This is a genomic window from Hominifimenecus sp. rT4P-3, from assembly GCF_051055405.1.
GTDB lineage: Bacteria > Bacillota > Clostridia > Lachnospirales > Lachnospiraceae > Pseudolachnospira.
This window is the reverse complement of the sequence record NZ_CP167068.1, coordinates 1,246,035-1,263,981: the sequence shown is the minus strand read 5'-3', so window position 1 is coordinate 1,263,981 and position 17,947 is coordinate 1,246,035. Positions and strand designations below refer to the sequence as shown.

Here is a 17,947-nt window from a genome sequence, read left to right as displayed (position 1 = left end):
TTTCCATACCCGCATTTTTATCATCCCTATTTCTTCTATTGTATCTGCTCCTCCAAGCGCCTTAGGTGCCGCTCCACTTCACCGACCGGCAGGCCCATCACCGTATAGTAGTCGCCGTGGATTCGCTTCACCAGCAAAGCGCCTTTTCCCTGAATCCCATAAGCTCCCGCTTTATCCATCGGCTCCCCAGTCGCTATATACGCTTGAATCTCATCTTCTGAGAGCGGATAAAATTCTACTTTTGTCACAGTGGTAAAATGCGTCTCCTCCGCTTTGGAAAGGAGCGCCACGCCGGTATATACCATATGGGTATTCCCGGACAGCATCCGCAGCATTCGCGCGGCATCCGCCTCATTTTCCGGCTTTCCCAACACCTGGCCGTCCAATTCCACAATGGTGTCGGCCCCTAAAACCATATCTTCCGGATATTTTTCCAAAACAGCGGCAGCCTTCTTCACTGCCAAAAATTCCGGAATATCCTGCGGCTCCATCCCCTCCGGAACTGTCTCATCCGCATCTGACGGAATACATTGGTACGTTCTCCCTACCATTGCCAATAACTCTTTTCTTCGCGGTGAACCCGATGCTAAAATCAACATGTTTCCCCTTCTATCCCCCTCTTATCCTAAAAAACTACGAATCAGCTTTCTTTTGCTCTTTGTATACGGTGGATACCGCAGCGGCAGATCGAGCCGTGAAGAAGCAAACACAACGCCTTTTTCGTGGCTGAAGGTATCAAAACTATACTTTCCATGATACCGGCCCATTCCGCTGCCTCCTACTCCTCCGAAAGGCAAATATCCGGAGGTCAAATGAAGCACCGTATCATTGACGCATCCTCCCCCAAAAGAAATATGGTTTAAAACTCGTCTAGTCACTTTCCGATTTTCCGTAAACAGATACAAGGCCAGCGGCTTTTCACGCTCTCTGATCAGCTGTTCCGCTTCCTTCAAATTTCGATAAGACAGCACTGGCAAAACCGGGCCAAAAATTTCTTCCTGCATCAAAGGCGAAGCCTCGTCTGTCAAAACCACAGTCGGTTCAATCTGTAAAGTCTCCATCCGGCTCCTTCCGCCGATCCATACCTTCTCCCCAAGAAGCAGCCGCCGGACCCGGCAGAAATGCCGCCTGTTAATCATTCGAGGATAATCCGGATTCTCCAACGGGTCCTCTCCGTAAAGCCGTTGAATCCATCTCTTTAAATAGAAACAAAACTCTTCTTTTACCGAGTCGTCCACCAAAATGTAATCCGGAGCCACGCAAGTCTGCCCCGCGTTGAGATATTTACCAAATACAATCCGCTTTGCCGCCAGATTCAGCCGGGCGCTTTTCTCCACAATACAAGGGCTTTTTCCTCCCAGCTCCAATGTCACCGGCGTCAGATGGGCAGCCGCCTTTTCCATCACCAGCTTTCCCACCGTCACGCCTCCGGTAAAGAAAATATAATCAAATCGCTGTTCCAACAATTCCTGATTAGCTTTCCTTCCGCCTCGGATTACTGCCGCCAGACCTTCCGGCAAAGCTTCTCTTACGATTTGTTCCACAATCATGGCAGTTGCCGGCGCATAGGCGGAAGGCTTGATCACCGCGCAATTTCCTGCCGCCAAAGCCCCGGCGAAAGGCTGAAGGCAGAGCAAAAATGGATAATTCCAAGGAGCCATGATGAGAACCACGCCATAAGGTTCCTTCTTTCGCATAGCATAGGAAGGAAACTGAGGCAGTGAACCTGGCGCCACGCACGTTTTCCCGTATCGTTCCAGATGGGTCCGAAGTTTCCGGATTTCTCCCAAAACCAAACCGATTTCCGTCATAAACGCTTCTATATCCGATTTGTGCAGATCTTGCTTTAAGGCATCGCAAATCTCATTTTGATGCCGCCGCACCGCCGCTTCCAGACGCGTCAGCGCCTCCCTGCGCGCTTTGAACGGAAGCGTCTTCCCTTCCTGAAAAAAACGCCTCTGCTGATTCAGAATTTCCTGAATCCCCTCCATAATCCGCCTCCCATTTTCCTTGCCTGGTAAGTTCCAATTTCTTCCTATTGTTTCCTTATTTTATGCCATCCATACAGAATTTGTCAACGATAGCTTCCGGTAAAGATCAGATTGCCCAATCCATCCTCCGATACGCTCCAGGATTTTCCCTCTTTCGGAAGGCGAATTTCGCCGTCTGCGCGTTGCCGCGTAATCAGCTGATCTCCGACTTGATAAAACGTTCCGATTTCCAGACTATCCAGGTATTCTTCCAATGTTTGGTTTCGCATATACATCAGTTCCGCATGGGGGAGGCCTACATACCGGATATGCCATGGTTCGTGAACCACTCCGGTGGAACCGGATTTTCCCCAAGGGTATCGAATCACAAAGCCCTGTTCATAGCAATAACGGTTTACATATTGGCCTGCTTCTGACTTTAAAAAACCGTATCCTCCATATTGGCTGACATAGACGTCCAAGGCCAACCCTGTTTCATGTTCGCTGGCGCCAGGCTTGGTTGCCGTATCCGGATTCTCCTGCAAAACCACTGCCTGAGCCTCCCGATCCCGGTAAGAACTCCGGACATACAATTTCTCTCCGGTAACTTCCATCACCTTTTCACTGAGATCGGAATAAGCCTTTGTGATACAGGCGTTCATCTGCACATCGGTATCCTTGTAACATACCAAATCAAACTCCCGGCCAGACGGAATCGGATGATTCACGTTCACCAGATACAGCGCGTCATTTTTTTGCATATCCACAGCCCCTTCGATTTCCGAAAAGGACCCGCAAATCAGATCGGAAGCACCAAATTCCCGCTCTTCCCAATCCGCGTTTCGAAACCAAGAAGCCACTTGCTCTTTTAGCAAAAAACGCCAATCCGGCTTCCAAACAAGAAGGGCCGCGCCAGCGGCAATCAGCAATAGGAGCAAAATTCCCGCTATCATTCCAACTGTTCTCTTTTTTCCCTGCTTTTTCATATCTGTTCCTTTCCTATAACATATATCTTTCTGCCAGCTTCGACTGTATTTACAATAGCATCCTGCTTCTTTGCCTCAGCCGCCAGATCAAATATTCTTCTTATGTTCACAATTATACCGGTTGGTAGCAACACAGATTTGAACAAAAAGAGAGGAAAAGAGAAAAGAAATCGAAATATTCTCGAAATATAGAATTTCCATCGCACAAGAACCGGAAAAATGGGAAGGCCAGACTACTCAAGGCCCAGCCTTCCCATTTTCTTCCATCACTTTTTTTGTCTATTGCGGAAAACAACTTCCAATAAATCTACTGCCTGATCAATCGTACATTTGCTGCTGTCAAGGCAGATATCATAATACTCTTTTTCGCCCCATTTGGCATCGGTATAGTAATTGTAATAGGTACGGCGCTGCTTATCTACTTCCCGGATCAGTTCTTCAACTTTCTCCATCGGCAGGGACTCACGCTCTATTACGTTTTTGACCCGCGCATCATAGGGAGCGTAGATAAAGACCCGGCAGCATCCTGGATGTTCTTTTAAAATATAGTCGGCGCATCTGCCAATCACAATACAATCCTCTTTCTCTGCCAGTTCCCGTATAATTTTAGCCTGTGTTTCAAATAAAAGATCATTCATTGGATAGAAACGAAACCGGTGCTGCATTTGGTACGGATCATCCACAGGCCGCCGCCAATCGCTGGCTTTTTTCTCGTCTACCTTAGCCAATACATCCGGAGGAATATCTGTACTCTCCGAGGCCAGATAAATCAAATTCTTGTCATAGTAGGGAATGTTCAAACGTTTCGCCAATTCCTGAGCAATCTTTCTTCCATTGCTTCCATACTGCCGCCCTAAAGCAATAACCGTATGAGCCATATCTCTGCCTCCTTTTTGCACAATTCCACCTCCCCGCTTATTTCTCAACGGAAGATGTTTTTATTATTTTATCACAGAATCCTATTCTTTTCAATAGAAACTGTCGAATTCACAAAAAGTTGCCAATTATTCTGAAAAAGATTGTCCCATTCTACTTTCCTTTTCCTCATTCTTAATTTCCCAATGAATCAAGAAAGTCAGTATTGCACGCAGAGCAATGATACTGGCTACAATGAAAATCTCCTGCAGCTCCCGCACCACCACCGTACGAAGGATCTCACTGCCCAGTTTAAATTCCAGCCCCATGGCTAGCCCTTTGGCTAAAATCAGTCTGGTCTCCGGATTCCGACGTATATAGTTTATGATTCCCCGAACTCCAGCCACCATGATTACCAGCACGCCGATGTACTCAAACAGCAGAATCGCGAACTGAACAATCGTCTGCAACGTTTCCTCCAATAGTTCCATCTCTCCCTCCCTGAGCGCATTTATTCTTTTGTCCTCCTTTATTGTGCCTGCTGGCCCATGCTTTGTCAAGGAAATTTCGACGGACTTTTCCATGTTACAGAATATTTTTTATTTTAAATTTGAATTGCCAGGAAATCGATCTTTCATCGCTGGGTTTTCCATCACGCCGCCTTGCTCGCTAAACCGGGAGCCATGGCAGGGACAATCCCATGTATGCTCGTATGGATTCCATTTTAGCCCGCATCCAAGATGCGTACACCGGCGAAATGTAGGGAAAAGATAATCCACAATGGTCTCGCCCATATTGGCAAACAACTGTGTCCGCAGCATACTGCGATTCGGCGCGTATACCGGCGCATAGGGACTTTGCCCTTTGCAGATAAGGTCTGCCAGAACCTCCGAAGCCACCATCGACGAGGTCATGCCCCATTCATTGAACCCAGTCGCCACGTAGAGGTTGGGAGTAGCCGGACTATATTGTCCGATATAAGGAATCTCGTCGAGGCTCATACAATCCTGAGCCGCCCAGGCACAACGTTCTATCGCGTGGGGAAAGTGGGTATGGATAAATTCGTGCACGGCGTCGAAACCGCCGCCCTTTTTCCCCGTTCGGTGATCCCCGCCTCCTACCAGCAGCAAATCTTTGTAATTTCTCAGATAAATACTTCCTTCTGCTGTCCCCACATAGGTGCCCTTCACGTCCTCCGCCCCTTCCAAGGCAACGACAAAGGAACGTTTTTGGTACAGTTTCATGAAGTACAGGCCGCGCCGGTTTAATATCGGAAAGTGCGTCGCAACAATAATCTTTTTTGCTTCAATGCTCCCCTGATCGGCAAAAGCCGTTGTTCCCTGAATTTTACGAATAAACGTATGCTCGAAAATAGGCAGCTGCTCTGCCATGGCGTACAAAAACTTTAACGGATGAAACTGTGCCATTCCTGGATAACGAACTGCACCGGAAACGGGAAAAGGAAGCGGGGTATCTGTAACAAATTCCGCCGGAAATCCAAGCTTCTGTACGATTTTTGCTTCCTCACGAAGCTTGTCCGTCTTTCCCAAGGTATACATATAGGAAGGTTTTTCCTCCCAGTCGCAGGGATATTTCTCGGCCAATTTTTGAAAACGCCGCACCGCGCGCAAATTGCTGTCTAAATACTGTCTGGCTTTTGCTTCTCCAAATTGACGTTTTATATCGGAATACAGCTTGTCATGCTGTGCGCTCAGCACCGCCGTGGTCCCCCGTGTGATACCCTGTCCGATTTGCCCACCTTCAGCGATCAAGCAATCGATACCTTTCTCTTTTAAACGGTAAGCGCAAAGAATCCCCGCCATCCCGCCTCCAATAATAAGAACATCTGTCTTTCTCGTCCCTTTTAAAGTCGGATAGGAACGATGTTCCGGAATATCATCCCACAGATAATTCATTCTTTTTCCCTCCCTCTTAACGTTACGTGAACCAAATCGCCTGGCTGTTTTCCAATTGCCGAGCGCACTGCTTTTGTGATTCCTAAAATATGGCCGGGCGTTCCCATTCGCACCAGGCTCCCATCGTATTTTTCACCATCAAAAGACGCATGAATCAGTACTCGCCCTTTTCCAAATTCTTTCTTCACATCAAAAGGGACCTCCACATAAGCCCCGTCAATATCTGGAACTTTCTGAATCACCGCGTCAAATTCATAAAATTTTTCGTTCATGTTCCGTTACCTCTTTATCAGAAAAGTCGTTCTCTTTTATCATGCCCCGACATTCCGTATACATCCCTAAAAAATCGTTTTTGAAAATTGGAAATTTTTCTTTGGACAATAGGCGGATAAATACGGAACCAGATCAACCTTCCAGAAATATACTGGAGAGTAGAGTTCTTTTTCATCAAATATTTTGAAGGGATTGTGTTTTTTATGGAGCTGCATTGGATGTCGGCCCTGTTGTTTGCGATATCGTCCAACGCCGACAGTCTGGTGGTTGGTTTATCTTATGGAATTAAAAAAACGCCGATCCGCTGGTATTCCAATCTGATTGTCGGAGCAATTTCGCTTACTGGAACGGTACTATCCATGGTCTTCGGAAAAGGCGTTCTGCGCTTTCTCCCGGAAAGTCTTTCCAGTATTCTCGGCTGTATCATCATTATATGGATCGGCGCCTTTGGCTTCGTTCATTTTATGATCGATAAGTTGTTTCGAAAAAAGAAGGGAGAATCGACCCTAAAAGAACTAAGTCTAAGAAAAACCATCTTTCTTGGATTTACTTTGACGCTTAATAATGCGGGGCTGGGAATCGGAGCCAGTATTACAGGTCTTCCTGTATTTTCCACCGTGTTATGCTCCTCTCTCGTTTGCATGCTGTTTCTCTATTTAGGAAACTGGATCGGTCGTTCCCAGCTTTCCGACTTTATCGGTCATTTTGCCGAACCCCTGGCGGATCTGCTGATGATTTGCCTCGGTATCTATGAGATCTTCCATTGATCATAAAACAAGAAAACCGGAAACGTTATCTCGCAATCTCCATAAACGTTTCCGGTTTTCTTGTTTCAGGTATAAAAATTTTTCTAACAGAATTTCGGAATCGAAGGGGCTCTGGATGAAACGGTATCGGAATATTTTGTATTTGCAGGAGCGTTCGTACTTCTTCGATTCCGAAAATTTGTGTTAGGAACAAAAATAAGGCTGTTTGAGCGCAGCGAGTTCCTTATTTTTGTGAGTGCTTTTCACAAATTTGCGGAATCCTAGAAGTACTCGCTCCGAAACCCTACAAAATATTCCGATACCGTTTCATCCAGAGCCCCTCCGATTCCGAAATCCTAGCAGGAGTGTTCGTTTCGGTTCTCCCAATTGTTCCGGCAAATCCATTCCGTCGCAAGATCCATAGCCGCGCGGCATGCGTTTGTTTCATCCAGAGAATTCAGCATAACAAAGTCATGAATGATCGCTTGAAAGCGAACCGCCGTCACCGGTACCCCAGCAGCCCGCAATTTTCTGGCGTAAGCTTCCCCTTCGTCGCGAAGTACATCCGCCTCTCCATTGATGATCAATGCTTCTGGAAGCCCGCAAAGCTGATTGATATTTGCCTGCAAAGGAGATGCAAAAATCTGGTTTCGATCTCTCCTAGACGGAGCGTATTGATCCCAAAACCATTTCATTCCATCCCGGTAAAGATAATAATCCTCAGCAAACATATGATAAGATTCCGTATCAAAGCACGCGTTGGTTACAGGATAAAACAGAAGCTGTTTCTGGATTTTGGGACCATTTCTAAATTTCGCCAGCAAGGTCATTGCAATCGCCAGATTTCCTCCTGCACTGTCCCCGGCAACAGTCAAGGTTTCCATATTCATCGTATATCCCGCCTGGGAAATTAGTTCCGGCAGCCGGCAAAGAACTGCATAACACTGTTCGATAGCAATAGGATATCTGGCTTCCGGAGCTCTGGCATATTCCGGAAATACGACAATACATCGTGTCCGCGCCGCTAATTCTCGAACCAGCTTTTCATGGGTATGAAAACTTCCAAAGACCCAACCAGCTCCATGGATATAAAAAATCACGTCTGCCGGATTGCATATATTTTCCGGTATGACAATCGCCACAGGAACCCGTCCCCATCGGTTCGTCATAACTATGGTAGAATCCGTTTGAGCTGGGTATAAATAAACCGATGAATCCTGCGTTTTTTCTAAAACTTCCCTGCCTTCTCTTGGGGGAAGCTGATAAATTCTTGGGCATTCGATGGCCGCATTGCTGACTGCCTCAGCTGCCGGCTCCAACTGAACTGCTCGTTTCATAAAAGACTCCCGTTCTTGATCGCTATACCTTTATTTTATGCGTGGGAAGTATTTCGGTTCCAGAGCCAGTCTGTCGCCTCCAATCCTATGAATTCTTTTCGCATTTATCGATACCTTCCATTGACAAGGGCATATGCTGTCCTAACCGTGTATACCCTTGTCAATGGAAGATAATAATATTATTTAATGTCTCTTTCTGTCTATCTTTTCGCTTTACAGCCTATCCGTCTTCTCTGTACTGTAAACTACATTCAAAGTCAGAAAGGAGATTTTGCTATGAAAGAATCTATTGAAACCCTTATTTACTGGATCGCTGGGCGGCCTACTCGCGTTGGGTATCGCTATCTAACCGCTGCGATCGAAATTGTTCTGGAAGATGGATATCCGATCCGCAGCCTGACCACTTCTCTCTATCCCAAAATTGCGGAAAGGACTGGAGCCACCACGCACAGCGTGGCCAGAGGCTTAGCCCGCGCCGTCGATGATTGTTGGGAATATGGAAACCGGAACGCGCTGGAACAGCTTGTTGGACGCAGGTTATTGGAGAAACCCAGTCCAGGGGAGATGATCTACTATCTGGTCCGGTATCTCTCCCATTAGTTCCAGTGAGCCAATAGCTTAAAATCCACCAAAAAGACGCTGTATCCAGGCGCCTTTTTGGTGGATTTCGGACCTATATTTTCATCCTCACAAAAAAGAATTCCGCTTGGTGAAATTTTCCGCCTGCGGCGGGGCAGCTCTGATGCCATCTTCCTTTCCGCCGCCCAAAAGGACTCGCGCTGCATCAGAGAAATACGTTTACTTCAAAGTCTCGCTATGATTCAAAACAAGCGTGCTGTATAAAAAAAGTACGTCGCAGTCGTCAAAATCAATAAACTGCCCCAGATAATCCGGCTGGATATACCGAATATCAACCAAAGTAATCTGGGAATACCCGCCAATCAGTAAAGGGGCAATACTGGATCCAAAAGAATCTCGGAACATCACCAATTTTTTATCGGTTTGCGCCGTTGGATTCTCGATCGTAACAAGAGACAGCGGGCCGGACAAAAACAGTTCATAAGGATCTTTTCCTCCTGCGCGCTCAAGATCATATACCGGCATATCCTTCCTATTTTGCCAGTCATATGCCGTACATTCCTGTATTGCCGCATTGGTCAAGTACTGCAAAGTATCCGATTCGGCAGGCAAGGCGGACTGTCCATAATATACTCCATAGAATTCCTGCTCCAATGTACGAATCTCATAATCCGTCAAAACGTCGGCATCCATTGCCTGCGCCAGCCGCTCCGCTACATCTACGATTTTTTCCTGACGCCAGTGGGTATCTGTTTTATAGTAATCGTCCCTATCTAAAAGGTCTGAAATCGTGATATACTCCGCAAAATCCGCGTTTTGTGCCATCCATTTTTCGATTTCCGCATAATCCATCGAAAGATGCCCGCTCTTTTGCGCCAAAAAGCAATTCTTATCTGGAATAACAGAAAGGAAAACTCTGTTCTTTTCCGTCAGGTATTTCCCGCACACATATCGAAAACGTTCCTCCGCCCGTTTGAAAGAAGATTCATGGAGCGGGTACTCTATGGCAGAGAGAAAGCCGTCCCAACAATAGATTCCATTGTTATCCTGTCGTCCAAAAACTTTCGTGGCCGTCCATGCCTTGATCGTCCGCATCTGTTCCCGAAATGGAAACGTGTCCACCGTATAGGACTCAAAATCTGTCATAAAACGTCCATCCCAGATCCTAGAAGGTGAAATTTCCGGCATAGCCGCAAGCTTGCGTCTCTCGCTCTCCGAATATTCGGCTTTAGGCAGGAACACACATAACAAGAAGCCGGTCAAAAAAACGAGCGCGGCAAAAATACAGATCACCTGATCTTTTTTCTGCGTATTCATATATGGCTCCTCCTTAAAATCGAAAATATAAAAAAGGGTTAAAAGAGCCGTCCACCAAATAGGCGGTTATCATCAATAATAATACGCCAAGGACAATTGGTTCCATCCCATTTACCATTCTCCTGCCCGCCGGCCTCTTAGAAATCCTATCTATGATTTGCCGAATCACTGGCGTAGCGCCCACGATGGAAATCAGGAAAACCGCGCCAAAACTCCGAAGGCAGTATAAAGCCTCGCCGGAGGCGAGCGGAATTCCTCCAGCGCCAAAAAGCCCTCCGATGTCGGAAAATGCTTGTCCCATATTCTGGGCATTGAAAATCATAAAGCTGATCATCACCAAAAACAAAACGTAACTGTGGGATAGAATCCGGCTTTTTTCCAGCCATTTTCCAAGCCAAAATTTTTCCATGGCCAGCAATATGGCAAAAAACAGCCCCCATGCAATAAAATTCCATGCCGCCCCATGCCAAAATCCCGTCAGCGCCCACACAAGGAAGATATTCCATAGATGCCGCTTTCGATTCACACGATTTCCTCCCAAAGGGATATACACGTAATCCCGGAACCATGAGCCAAGGGAAATATGCCAGCGGCGCCAGAATTCTGTAATGCTGGCGGAGATATACGGATAACGGAAGTTCTCTGAAAAATGAAATCCAAATATTTTTCCCAGTCCGATCGCCATATCGCTGTATCCGGAAAAATCAAAATAGATCTGCAGAGCAAAGGCTAAGGCATACAGCCAATAAAACAAGACGGATTTTTCCTCCGACGCCCGGAACACGCTGCACAGTTCCCCCAATTGGTTGGCCAACAATACTTTTTTTCCCAATCCAATAATAAAACGCCGAATTCCCTCGGCAGCCATCCCCCATGCGTGCCGCCGTTCCTTTAGCTGCCCCGCGATATCAGAGTATCGGACAATGGGACCTGCGATGAGCTGCGGAAACATGGCGATATAAGTCGCTAGATGAATGATATTTTTCTGGGCCGCTTCCCCTCTGTATACGTCAATGATATAGCTGATGATCTGGAAAGTGTAGAAACTGATCCCGATGGGAAGCGCCACATGCAAAAGAGGAATATTTTGTCCGGTGGCCCGATTCCAATTGATCAGGAAAAAATCCGCATATTTAAAGTACAACAATGCAGCGAGGCTAAGGATCACCGCCAGAACGCAAAACACCTTCCCGGAACCCTTGCCTCTATACTTTTCAATCCCTATTCCAAAGCCGTAACTAGTCAAAATGGATCCACCCATCAGAAACACGTATCGGGGCTCTCCCCAGGCATAAAATAGGATACTGCTCAACAGCAGCATGACATTTTTAAGATACCTTGGGGATAAAAAATACAAAATGATTGTCAATGGCAGAAAGTAATACAAAAATGAAATACTGGAAAAAAGCATCTCCTAATCTTCCTTTGATTTATCCAATCGGTACTTCTGCAATCACTGTTGCGCTGCTTAAGGCAGATAAGGCATTGGCCTGAAACGTTTTCATGATCTCTGCTTCCCCATAGGCAGTCACCACATATTCCCCGTCTACATCCAGGATCAGCAGCGTATCCGGCTGACCGCAGATCCATTGCCGTTCCAAAATATGGGATTTCACTGCATCCGTGAAAGCATTTTTATCGATACCTGCCTTTAGATGATAGACGGCCCCGGTAAAAGTATTGGCATTCATCATATGCACCATGGAGGCGGCATCGTCAATATCCGGCGCCAAATCTTCCGGTAAGCCTAAGGTGATATCCAGTTCTTCGGTTTTGCTGATATCAAATTTTCCCGGCGCATCCATAACTGCATTTTCCTGATTTCCCCCATACATAGCGAACAAATCTTCTTCGGCGTAAGCGTCCACCACTGCGCTCAGCACGTCCAAAGCCGACGCATATTGGGAGCCTTTACTTTCCTCCGTCTGCTCCTGCTTGCTTCCGCATCCGAATAGGGTAAAAATCATGGCTCCTACTAAAACGAGTGCTGCTGCTTTTTTCATCGTGTCATCTCCTTTTTATGAATTATTTTTATCTATTATGTCCAGTGGATCCTCGTGTAAATCCACTGCATTGTATCAATTATTACCGTTTTTCTCTGCTGCACCACGAATCTTTCTAATGCTTTCCAAATACTCTTCCTCAACCGGAGACAAGTTCTGAACCTGATATTTCTTATACTCTTTTGCAGCCTTCTCTATTGCCTGTGCATGACTAATTGTACCAGCTCCCTGCAATACTTTTTCGCCTGTAGTTTTCAAAACATTATCAAGATGCTCCACATAATCTGACATATACATGGGATTATGGCGCATGGCCTGAATTTCTGCAAAGTCAAAGTAACCAGATACAATATTATTTAGGATTTTTAACTCCTCATCATTAAGATAATTCTTTGCAATGCTTATATCTTTTAATGCGGGAAAATCCCCAGAAAAACTCTTCAATCCCATAAAAGGCTGGTTGGCATCAACACGTTCATATATAACTTCTGCTGCTGTATGTCCATGGGCTGCATAATGCAATTTATTTTGTACCATTTTAAAAAATGCAATAGACTCACTGCTTTTAGGATCGTAATCAACACTTGTTGCATACAAATCCAGCACCTGTCGATACATGACCTTTTCAGATGAACGGATATCCCGAATACGGTCGAGTAATTCCTTCCAGTAATTCCCACCACCGCTTCCTTTCAAGCGCTCATCATCCATAGTAAAACCCTTAATCATATACTCTTTCAGCCGTTCTGTAGCCCAACGCCGAAAATTAGTTGCAATTTTGGATTTTACGCGATAGCCAAGAGAAATAATCATATCAAGATTATAGTGGATTGTATTATAATTTTTTCCATCAGCCGCAGTTGTTCGGAATTTCCGAACAACTGCATTTTCTTCTAACTCTCCTTCTTCAAAAATATGTTTAATATGCTCACTAATATTGGATTTACTGGTTTGGTAGAGTTCACATAATTGCGCCTGTGTAAGCCAAACCGTTTCGCCTTCCAACTTCACATCAATCTTGGTATGCCCATCTTCCGTTTGGTATATGAGAATTTCATTATCAACAATATTTAAATTTCCTTTTTTATTTTCCACTTTTCGGCCCCCCTTTTACCGTTCCATCAATTTCCTACTGACTTCTCTCACTGATCCGAGTTGCCTTTCAAACATAATATCCCATAAGTCCAGACATTTATCAGCAATCTGTTTATCTGCCGTTTTACTAGAATTCGCTGTCTCATCATATAAAGATATAATCAATTTTGAAATCTTATCTTCTATGCCCCATTGCTTTCTCAAAGTCTCTATTTCCATCTGTAAAATATTTTCACATAACTGTATAACAATGTCTGCATAATCAACAATGGAAACTGCATTCTCTTCCAGATAATGAACAAATGCACTTACAGTCCTCCTGCTCACCCTAGTTTTCATAAACTCCCTTAAAAACTCCCTATCATTCTTGACATCAACATATTTCTCATAAAACATTTTAGATAATGGAAATTCTACATCCATATCAATGCTCTTATAAGTAAGAATGATATCTTTTGCTACCTCCCGATAATCATTAACCTCCAAATAGATTACCGCCATATCCAATATAGCTTTTATTTGCTCTGCACTTCTAGATTCAACGGACATCACAATCGTTTCAAATTCATTATGTTGTATATAAAATTCACAGACGGCATATCCTCCTATTTCTACAAGTTGTTTATCTTCCGATTCAAAACATTTCTCAATAATATTAATAATCCTTTCCCTGTATTTAGGATATAGCAGAAAAAACATATTGCTCGAATCATGAAAACTTGCCATTCGAACATCTGACTCATACAAATATATAATTTTTTCTTCTGCCCATTCTCTATTGATATTAAAAGATGGCCATAAAGCATACAAAGATGCAAAACGCACCGCAGGATTTTCATCTTTTGTTAATCTTTCAATAACATCTTTAAATCGTGAAAACAATCCCTTGTCTTCCCAGAGCAAATGTCCTATCGCCCTTGCTGCGTTTCCTCTGACACAATTTAATGCATTGCTATGTAACATATCACAACTCTTCATTTCTTTGTCTTTCAAGTTTGTTACATTGGGATTATTTAATTCTGGATTACTATGTTTTAAAGAAATATTCATTAATTGTTCTATTACTTCTGAAGACCAATTAGCATCACTTATTTTTTCAACTATTCCACAAAAATATGAAGCCCTATGATTTTTCATATCACATGGAAATTCAAGCAATAATTTCTCTATAACCGAAAAATCAACCTCCCCCAATTTCTCCGATATTTCCACTCCTAAAAACAAAGAATCCACAAACACAGGCAATACCTGTTCCTTGTTCTCTAAAACAAGCCTTATCATTTCCTGTGGATGCTGCTTTACTACTGATTGAAAATCACTCGCATATGCTTCATAAGAACTCTCAATAAATCCACCTTTTACTTCAACCCATCTATGTTGACTCCGGCTCTTCAACTTGCTATTCGTGATGATTTGAAGCCATTGCCCCTTACTAATATTTTTATCTGAAACAGGTGACCTTACCCATCCCGAATGCCCATTTTTATTACAATAGCGAGATGGAACTTTATGAAAACGCCTATCCAGCACACGCAACAATTCTTTTGCTTTTGTGCTAATTCTTTCTTCCGGCAAACACTGCAATAATTCATACTGTAAGTCTCCCCAAAAACTCCAGTACACAGAAGGATATTCTTTCTGTTTGTTTTGCTCAATCCTTCGCTTATACCATTCAGATGCATTTGGAGAAATATATCGACAAATTGCTTCTTCTGTTACCAATAATGTCTCTTTATTACAATTGCTTCCATGAATTTTTAAAACCTCTTTCGCAAGTCCCAATTCATCCTCTGCTCCACTGGTACAATCAAAAACATTTTTATCCATATCATTGCTAAGATAACGCATTATCCGATTGCTATATAGGGAAGATAGCGCCGCCAATCCTGTTAAAATTATTTCATTAAATACATGATATCCCTGCCCCATATATGGTTCATAATATTCCCAAAAACGTTCCGGAGATTTACTACATAATACTATAGTCGCTTTTTTGACTAAACACACGCAGGCTCTTTCAATATTTCTTTTATGCGCATACCTTTCTGACCAATCACTATACTTTACTTCCCTCCCGCTCTCTTTTGGTATATATGGAAGAAATTCATTAAGTACAACTTCCCCATTGTCTATAAAAAAAGAATCATCTGAATCTACTAATTCTTCTTCATAACGGTATACGTATCTGCCCTGACTTTTTATTTTATTTTGTAGCCAAAAAGAAATAAGTCGGATTGTTCTTGTCTCAAATTGTTTCATCATAGATTTTACATCTATATAAACTGCTTTTGCATACTCAGGATAATGCTCATAAAACATCATCCTAAGTTCAAACATCTCCGCACTTTCCTGCATAATATCTTGAAGAAAGCATCCCATAAACTGTTCGTCATCGTTCTTATCACTAAAAGCATGTTTTTTAATAAAAAAAATATCTTCATTATCTAAATCAGGCGTAATACTCTGCAATAAATTAAAAACCAAAACTTTTTTCTCGTGTTCTGAATACCATCGTTCCAAAACACCTTGGTTTCTCAATACGGCTATATATTGCTTTCTCGAAAAAATAACATTATTCAGTATATACTTTCCATAAATTTCGTTTTCACAATTATCTATAATAAATTGAATGATATTATCATCTGGTTCTTGAATTTGTCTCAACATCTCATAAAAGACATATTTGACATAATATCTGATATCATCTGAAATTAACATTCTTTTACCAATTAGAATAAAATCACTACTATCATATTCCAAAAGATTTTGTAAAAACATCTGCACCTGATATCTTCTTCCAGGTGTTTGCTTACTTTTTTCTCCTATAACATTTTCTATACTTTGTCCAGAAAAATATTTTTCCATCATTCTTTGAGATATAAAATAATCCAAAATTGATTGATGTACAAAACCAACCCTATTATTTTGAATCGTAATAATTTCCGATGAAACTAAATAATCTAGGCCCGCGTCTTCGACATGCAAGATTTGTTTTGGAACATATAAGCGTCCTGCTCTATCCAAAATTTCAACTATATTTGTCTTGGCTTCATTAACAGATTTTTGCTGCAATCCTACGGTTACACTTTTTCTGCATATTTGCTCAAACCATTTGTCTATCAGATGACTAGTCGTTAAACAATCCGCATAGACTTCTTCTTTATCCAAATGTTGCCAGATATAAAGATTACTTGGTATTCTTAATAATTTTTTTAGTCTGAGTGACAACTGCTCATAATGTTTACCTACAATTCTTTTTACAACATCTTCGTTAAAATCCCCTACTTTTACTATTTCCCAATCATCTTCAGCAGTTTCCTTCTTCTTAAACAACGAATTTATATTATTATCATTTTCAAGATCGTATGTCCTACAGACAAATATTATAATTATTTTTTTCTTTCTTTCACAATTCAAGTACTCTACCTGTCTGATTAGTTCCATGCAAACTGCAAGTGCTTCACTAGAATTGGCCTGTGTCCATCTTAAAGCATCTAATTGATCTAAAATAATTACCGCATTTTCGTTTCTTGAAATACAATGTATAGAATGAACAATTGACCCAGGAAGTCCCAACGCTTGTCCCCAGATTTCACAATTCTTATGAGGTATTCTTCGATCCAGTTTTATCGCAATATACGGAAGTTTCCTTTCATCGCAATAATTTAGAATTGCTTCTGTACACCCACTTTTTCCATAACCAGCACTTCCAGAAATAATAGCCGATTTTTCATTTTCAATAGCTTTTATACAATCATCAAATTCTTCCCTATGAATTAGACCCCCTTGTAATGCTCTAAAATTCTCTCTATATTCTCGATTAATCTCATTGATTCTCGGTGCAATTCTTTTATCACCATCTTTCAAACGAAGAGTAATTCCCTGTTTTATAAAATAATCACATAATATAGATTGTGTAATTTGCTTTCCTAATATATCCCCTACAACAACAAACGAAAGTAATGCATTGTAAACTACTTTTTGTTCACTACTAAACAAATATTGTATATTTTGATTTATGCGTTCCTGCAACTCATATTCTGATATCTGCTTATAAAAGATTCTCTTTAAATAGTCAACACTTTTTAAAACATCAACATCTTTATCGCAATTCAAGTCCATTGCAGCACAAAAACTTTTATAAAATTTTTGAAATTCCTTACTGCTTTTCATTATTTGTATAGAGTAAAAATCTTCTGCTTTGCCACTAGTATTACATGCCCTATTATGTAAATCAAATAGAAAAGAACAAGTCATGGGACTGACTAATGATACTCTTCGCCTATTACCCCTATTCAATTGAACTTTCCATGTAGAAAATATATCTTTCGCCTTTAAATCAGAAATATCCCAATACTCTTTACTCCCATTTCGCGCTTTACATTGCTGGTGTTCTTCCTGCCCATCAAAAGTCATTACTAATATATCTGTACCAATCTCATCTGTACCAAGCGCTTCAACAATAACACCATAATTTGTTTCATCTAAAACCTTGAGCATCTCATAGATTATACAATTTATTTCATATCTATTCCCTTGTTTATCTGCTCTTCCACCTTTTTCAAATGGCATGATTTCGTCCCTCTCACAAATCCTCAAAAATATTCAAGAATATCCTAGCATTTAAATTCATTTTAATAGTCTGTTATTTTATCAAAGCCTTATATCATTCCAAAATATTTCAGCGCCATCATAATAGCCTTTTCTTTATCCAATGGACATTGCGATTATGTCACAGCTTCATTCTCCAGCTTATTGTAATTCTCACATTCGATAATTCCACATTTTTCTTTTACCTGTGCGATATATAAACTGCTGACCCTTAACCCTGCATTTTTCAATACATATGCCTTAATTTCTGCATATGTCG

Annotated in this window: 15 protein-coding genes; 2 read left to right on the top strand and 13 right to left on the bottom strand. The window is 42.2% G+C overall.

The window, feature by feature from the left end:
- Positions 1-35: 35 nt before the first annotated feature.
- From ACCC71_RS05905 to ACCC71_RS05875, 7 genes are all read right to left on the bottom strand, one after another.
- Positions 36-599 carry a Maf family protein gene (locus ACCC71_RS05905; RefSeq protein WP_434311494.1) on the bottom strand — a complete coding sequence of 188 codons (564 nt, stop codon included), beginning with the start codon at positions 597-599 and terminating at the stop codon, positions 36-38.
- A gap of 21 nt (positions 600-620) precedes the next feature.
- Positions 621-1,991 (bottom strand): aldehyde dehydrogenase, encoded by a 1,371-nt coding sequence (locus tag ACCC71_RS05900; protein WP_434311493.1) that lies wholly within the window; start codon positions 1,989-1,991, stop codon positions 621-623.
- Positions 1,992-2,074: 83 nt separating this feature from the next.
- The gene (locus tag ACCC71_RS05895) at positions 2,075-2,956 is read right to left on the bottom strand and encodes a M15 family metallopeptidase (RefSeq protein WP_434311492.1); all 882 of its coding nucleotides are present in this window, start codon (positions 2,954-2,956) and stop codon (positions 2,075-2,077) included.
- A 266-nt stretch (positions 2,957-3,222) separates the two neighbouring features.
- On the bottom strand, positions 3,223-3,834 hold the full coding sequence (locus ACCC71_RS05890; protein ID WP_434311491.1) for an AAA family ATPase: 612 nt from the start codon (positions 3,832-3,834) through the stop codon (positions 3,223-3,225).
- A gap of 126 nt (positions 3,835-3,960) precedes the next feature.
- Positions 3,961-4,302 (bottom strand): DUF1622 domain-containing protein, encoded by a 342-nt coding sequence (locus ACCC71_RS05885; protein ID WP_434311490.1) that lies wholly within the window; start codon positions 4,300-4,302, stop codon positions 3,961-3,963.
- 108 nt (positions 4,303-4,410) lie between these two features.
- Positions 4,411-5,727, bottom strand: a complete 1,317-nt coding sequence (locus ACCC71_RS05880; protein ID WP_434311489.1) for an FAD-dependent oxidoreductase — start codon at positions 5,725-5,727, stop codon at positions 4,411-4,413.
- Positions 5,724-5,999 (bottom strand): DUF1905 domain-containing protein, encoded by a 276-nt coding sequence (locus ACCC71_RS05875; RefSeq protein WP_434311488.1) that lies wholly within the window; start codon positions 5,997-5,999, stop codon positions 5,724-5,726. Before ACCC71_RS05875 ends, ACCC71_RS05880 begins: the two co-directional genes overlap by 4 nt.
- A 204-nt stretch (positions 6,000-6,203) precedes the next feature.
- Between ACCC71_RS05875 and ACCC71_RS05870 the strand changes: the two genes are divergently transcribed.
- Positions 6,204-6,767: a manganese efflux pump MntP gene (locus ACCC71_RS05870; RefSeq protein ID WP_434311487.1), complete on the top strand. Its 564-nt coding sequence runs from the start codon at positions 6,204-6,206 to the stop codon at positions 6,765-6,767.
- 335 nt (positions 6,768-7,102) lie between these two features.
- Here the strand turns inward: ACCC71_RS05870 and ACCC71_RS05865 are convergent, their stop codons facing one another.
- Positions 7,103-8,083 (bottom strand): alpha/beta hydrolase, encoded by a 981-nt coding sequence (locus ACCC71_RS05865; RefSeq protein WP_434311486.1) that lies wholly within the window; start codon positions 8,081-8,083, stop codon positions 7,103-7,105.
- Between the two features lie 276 nt (positions 8,084-8,359).
- Between ACCC71_RS05865 and ACCC71_RS05860 the strand changes: the two genes are divergently transcribed.
- Positions 8,360-8,683: a sporulation initiation factor Spo0A C-terminal domain-containing protein gene (locus ACCC71_RS05860; RefSeq protein ID WP_434311485.1), complete on the top strand. Its 324-nt coding sequence runs from the start codon at positions 8,360-8,362 to the stop codon at positions 8,681-8,683.
- Between the two features lie 198 nt (positions 8,684-8,881).
- Here the strand turns inward: ACCC71_RS05860 and ACCC71_RS05855 are convergent, their stop codons facing one another.
- The 5 genes from ACCC71_RS05855 to ACCC71_RS05835 form a co-directional block, all read right to left on the bottom strand.
- Positions 8,882-9,979, bottom strand: coding sequence for a DHHW family protein (locus ACCC71_RS05855; protein WP_434311484.1), 1,098 nt, complete (start codon positions 9,977-9,979; stop codon positions 8,882-8,884).
- Positions 9,980-9,992: 13 nt separating this feature from the next.
- Positions 9,993-11,390, bottom strand: coding sequence for an MBOAT family O-acyltransferase (locus ACCC71_RS05850; RefSeq protein ID WP_434311483.1), 1,398 nt, complete (start codon positions 11,388-11,390; stop codon positions 9,993-9,995).
- A 19-nt stretch (positions 11,391-11,409) separates the two neighbouring features.
- Positions 11,410-11,982: a hypothetical protein gene (locus tag ACCC71_RS05845; RefSeq protein ID WP_434311482.1), complete on the bottom strand. Its 573-nt coding sequence runs from the start codon at positions 11,980-11,982 to the stop codon at positions 11,410-11,412.
- Between the two features lie 75 nt (positions 11,983-12,057).
- Positions 12,058-13,077 carry a virulence RhuM family protein gene (locus tag ACCC71_RS05840; RefSeq protein WP_434311481.1) on the bottom strand — a complete coding sequence of 340 codons (1,020 nt, stop codon included), beginning with the start codon at positions 13,075-13,077 and terminating at the stop codon, positions 12,058-12,060.
- A gap of 15 nt (positions 13,078-13,092) precedes the next feature.
- Positions 13,093-17,649 carry a hypothetical protein gene (locus tag ACCC71_RS05835; protein WP_434311480.1) on the bottom strand — a complete coding sequence of 1,519 codons (4,557 nt, stop codon included), beginning with the start codon at positions 17,647-17,649 and terminating at the stop codon, positions 13,093-13,095.
- Positions 17,650-17,947 lie beyond the last annotated feature (298 nt).

Excerpts from the sequence above, each read along its gene's own strand:
- ACCC71_RS05905 (WP_434311494.1), bottom strand. The coding sequence starts at position 599 with ATGTTGATTTTAGCATCGGGTTCACCGCGAAGAAAAGAGTTATTGGCA.
- ACCC71_RS05900 (WP_434311493.1), bottom strand. The coding sequence starts at position 1,991 with ATGGAGGGGATTCAGGAAATTCTGAATCAGCAGAGGCGTTTTTTTCAG.
- ACCC71_RS05895 (WP_434311492.1), bottom strand. The coding sequence starts at position 2,956 with ATGAAAAAGCAGGGAAAAAAGAGAACAGTTGGAATGATAGCGGGAATT.
- ACCC71_RS05890 (WP_434311491.1), bottom strand. The coding sequence starts at position 3,834 with ATGGCTCATACGGTTATTGCTTTAGGGCGGCAGTATGGAAGCAATGGA.
- ACCC71_RS05885 (WP_434311490.1), bottom strand. The coding sequence starts at position 4,302 with ATGGAACTATTGGAGGAAACGTTGCAGACGATTGTTCAGTTCGCGATT.
- ACCC71_RS05880 (WP_434311489.1), bottom strand. The coding sequence starts at position 5,727 with ATGAATTATCTGTGGGATGATATTCCGGAACATCGTTCCTATCCGACT.
- ACCC71_RS05875 (WP_434311488.1), bottom strand. The coding sequence starts at position 5,999 with ATGAACGAAAAATTTTATGAATTTGACGCGGTGATTCAGAAAGTTCCA.
- ACCC71_RS05870 (WP_434311487.1), top strand. The coding sequence starts at position 6,204 with ATGGAGCTGCATTGGATGTCGGCCCTGTTGTTTGCGATATCGTCCAAC.
- ACCC71_RS05865 (WP_434311486.1), bottom strand. The coding sequence starts at position 8,083 with ATGAAACGAGCAGTTCAGTTGGAGCCGGCAGCTGAGGCAGTCAGCAAT.
- ACCC71_RS05860 (WP_434311485.1), top strand. The coding sequence starts at position 8,360 with ATGAAAGAATCTATTGAAACCCTTATTTACTGGATCGCTGGGCGGCCT.
- ACCC71_RS05855 (WP_434311484.1), bottom strand. The coding sequence starts at position 9,979 with ATGAATACGCAGAAAAAAGATCAGGTGATCTGTATTTTTGCCGCGCTC.
- ACCC71_RS05850 (WP_434311483.1), bottom strand. The coding sequence starts at position 11,390 with ATGCTTTTTTCCAGTATTTCATTTTTGTATTACTTTCTGCCATTGACA.
- ACCC71_RS05845 (WP_434311482.1), bottom strand. The coding sequence starts at position 11,982 with ATGAAAAAAGCAGCAGCACTCGTTTTAGTAGGAGCCATGATTTTTACC.
- ACCC71_RS05835 (WP_434311480.1), bottom strand. The coding sequence starts at position 17,649 with ATGCCATTTGAAAAAGGTGGAAGAGCAGATAAACAAGGGAATAGATAT.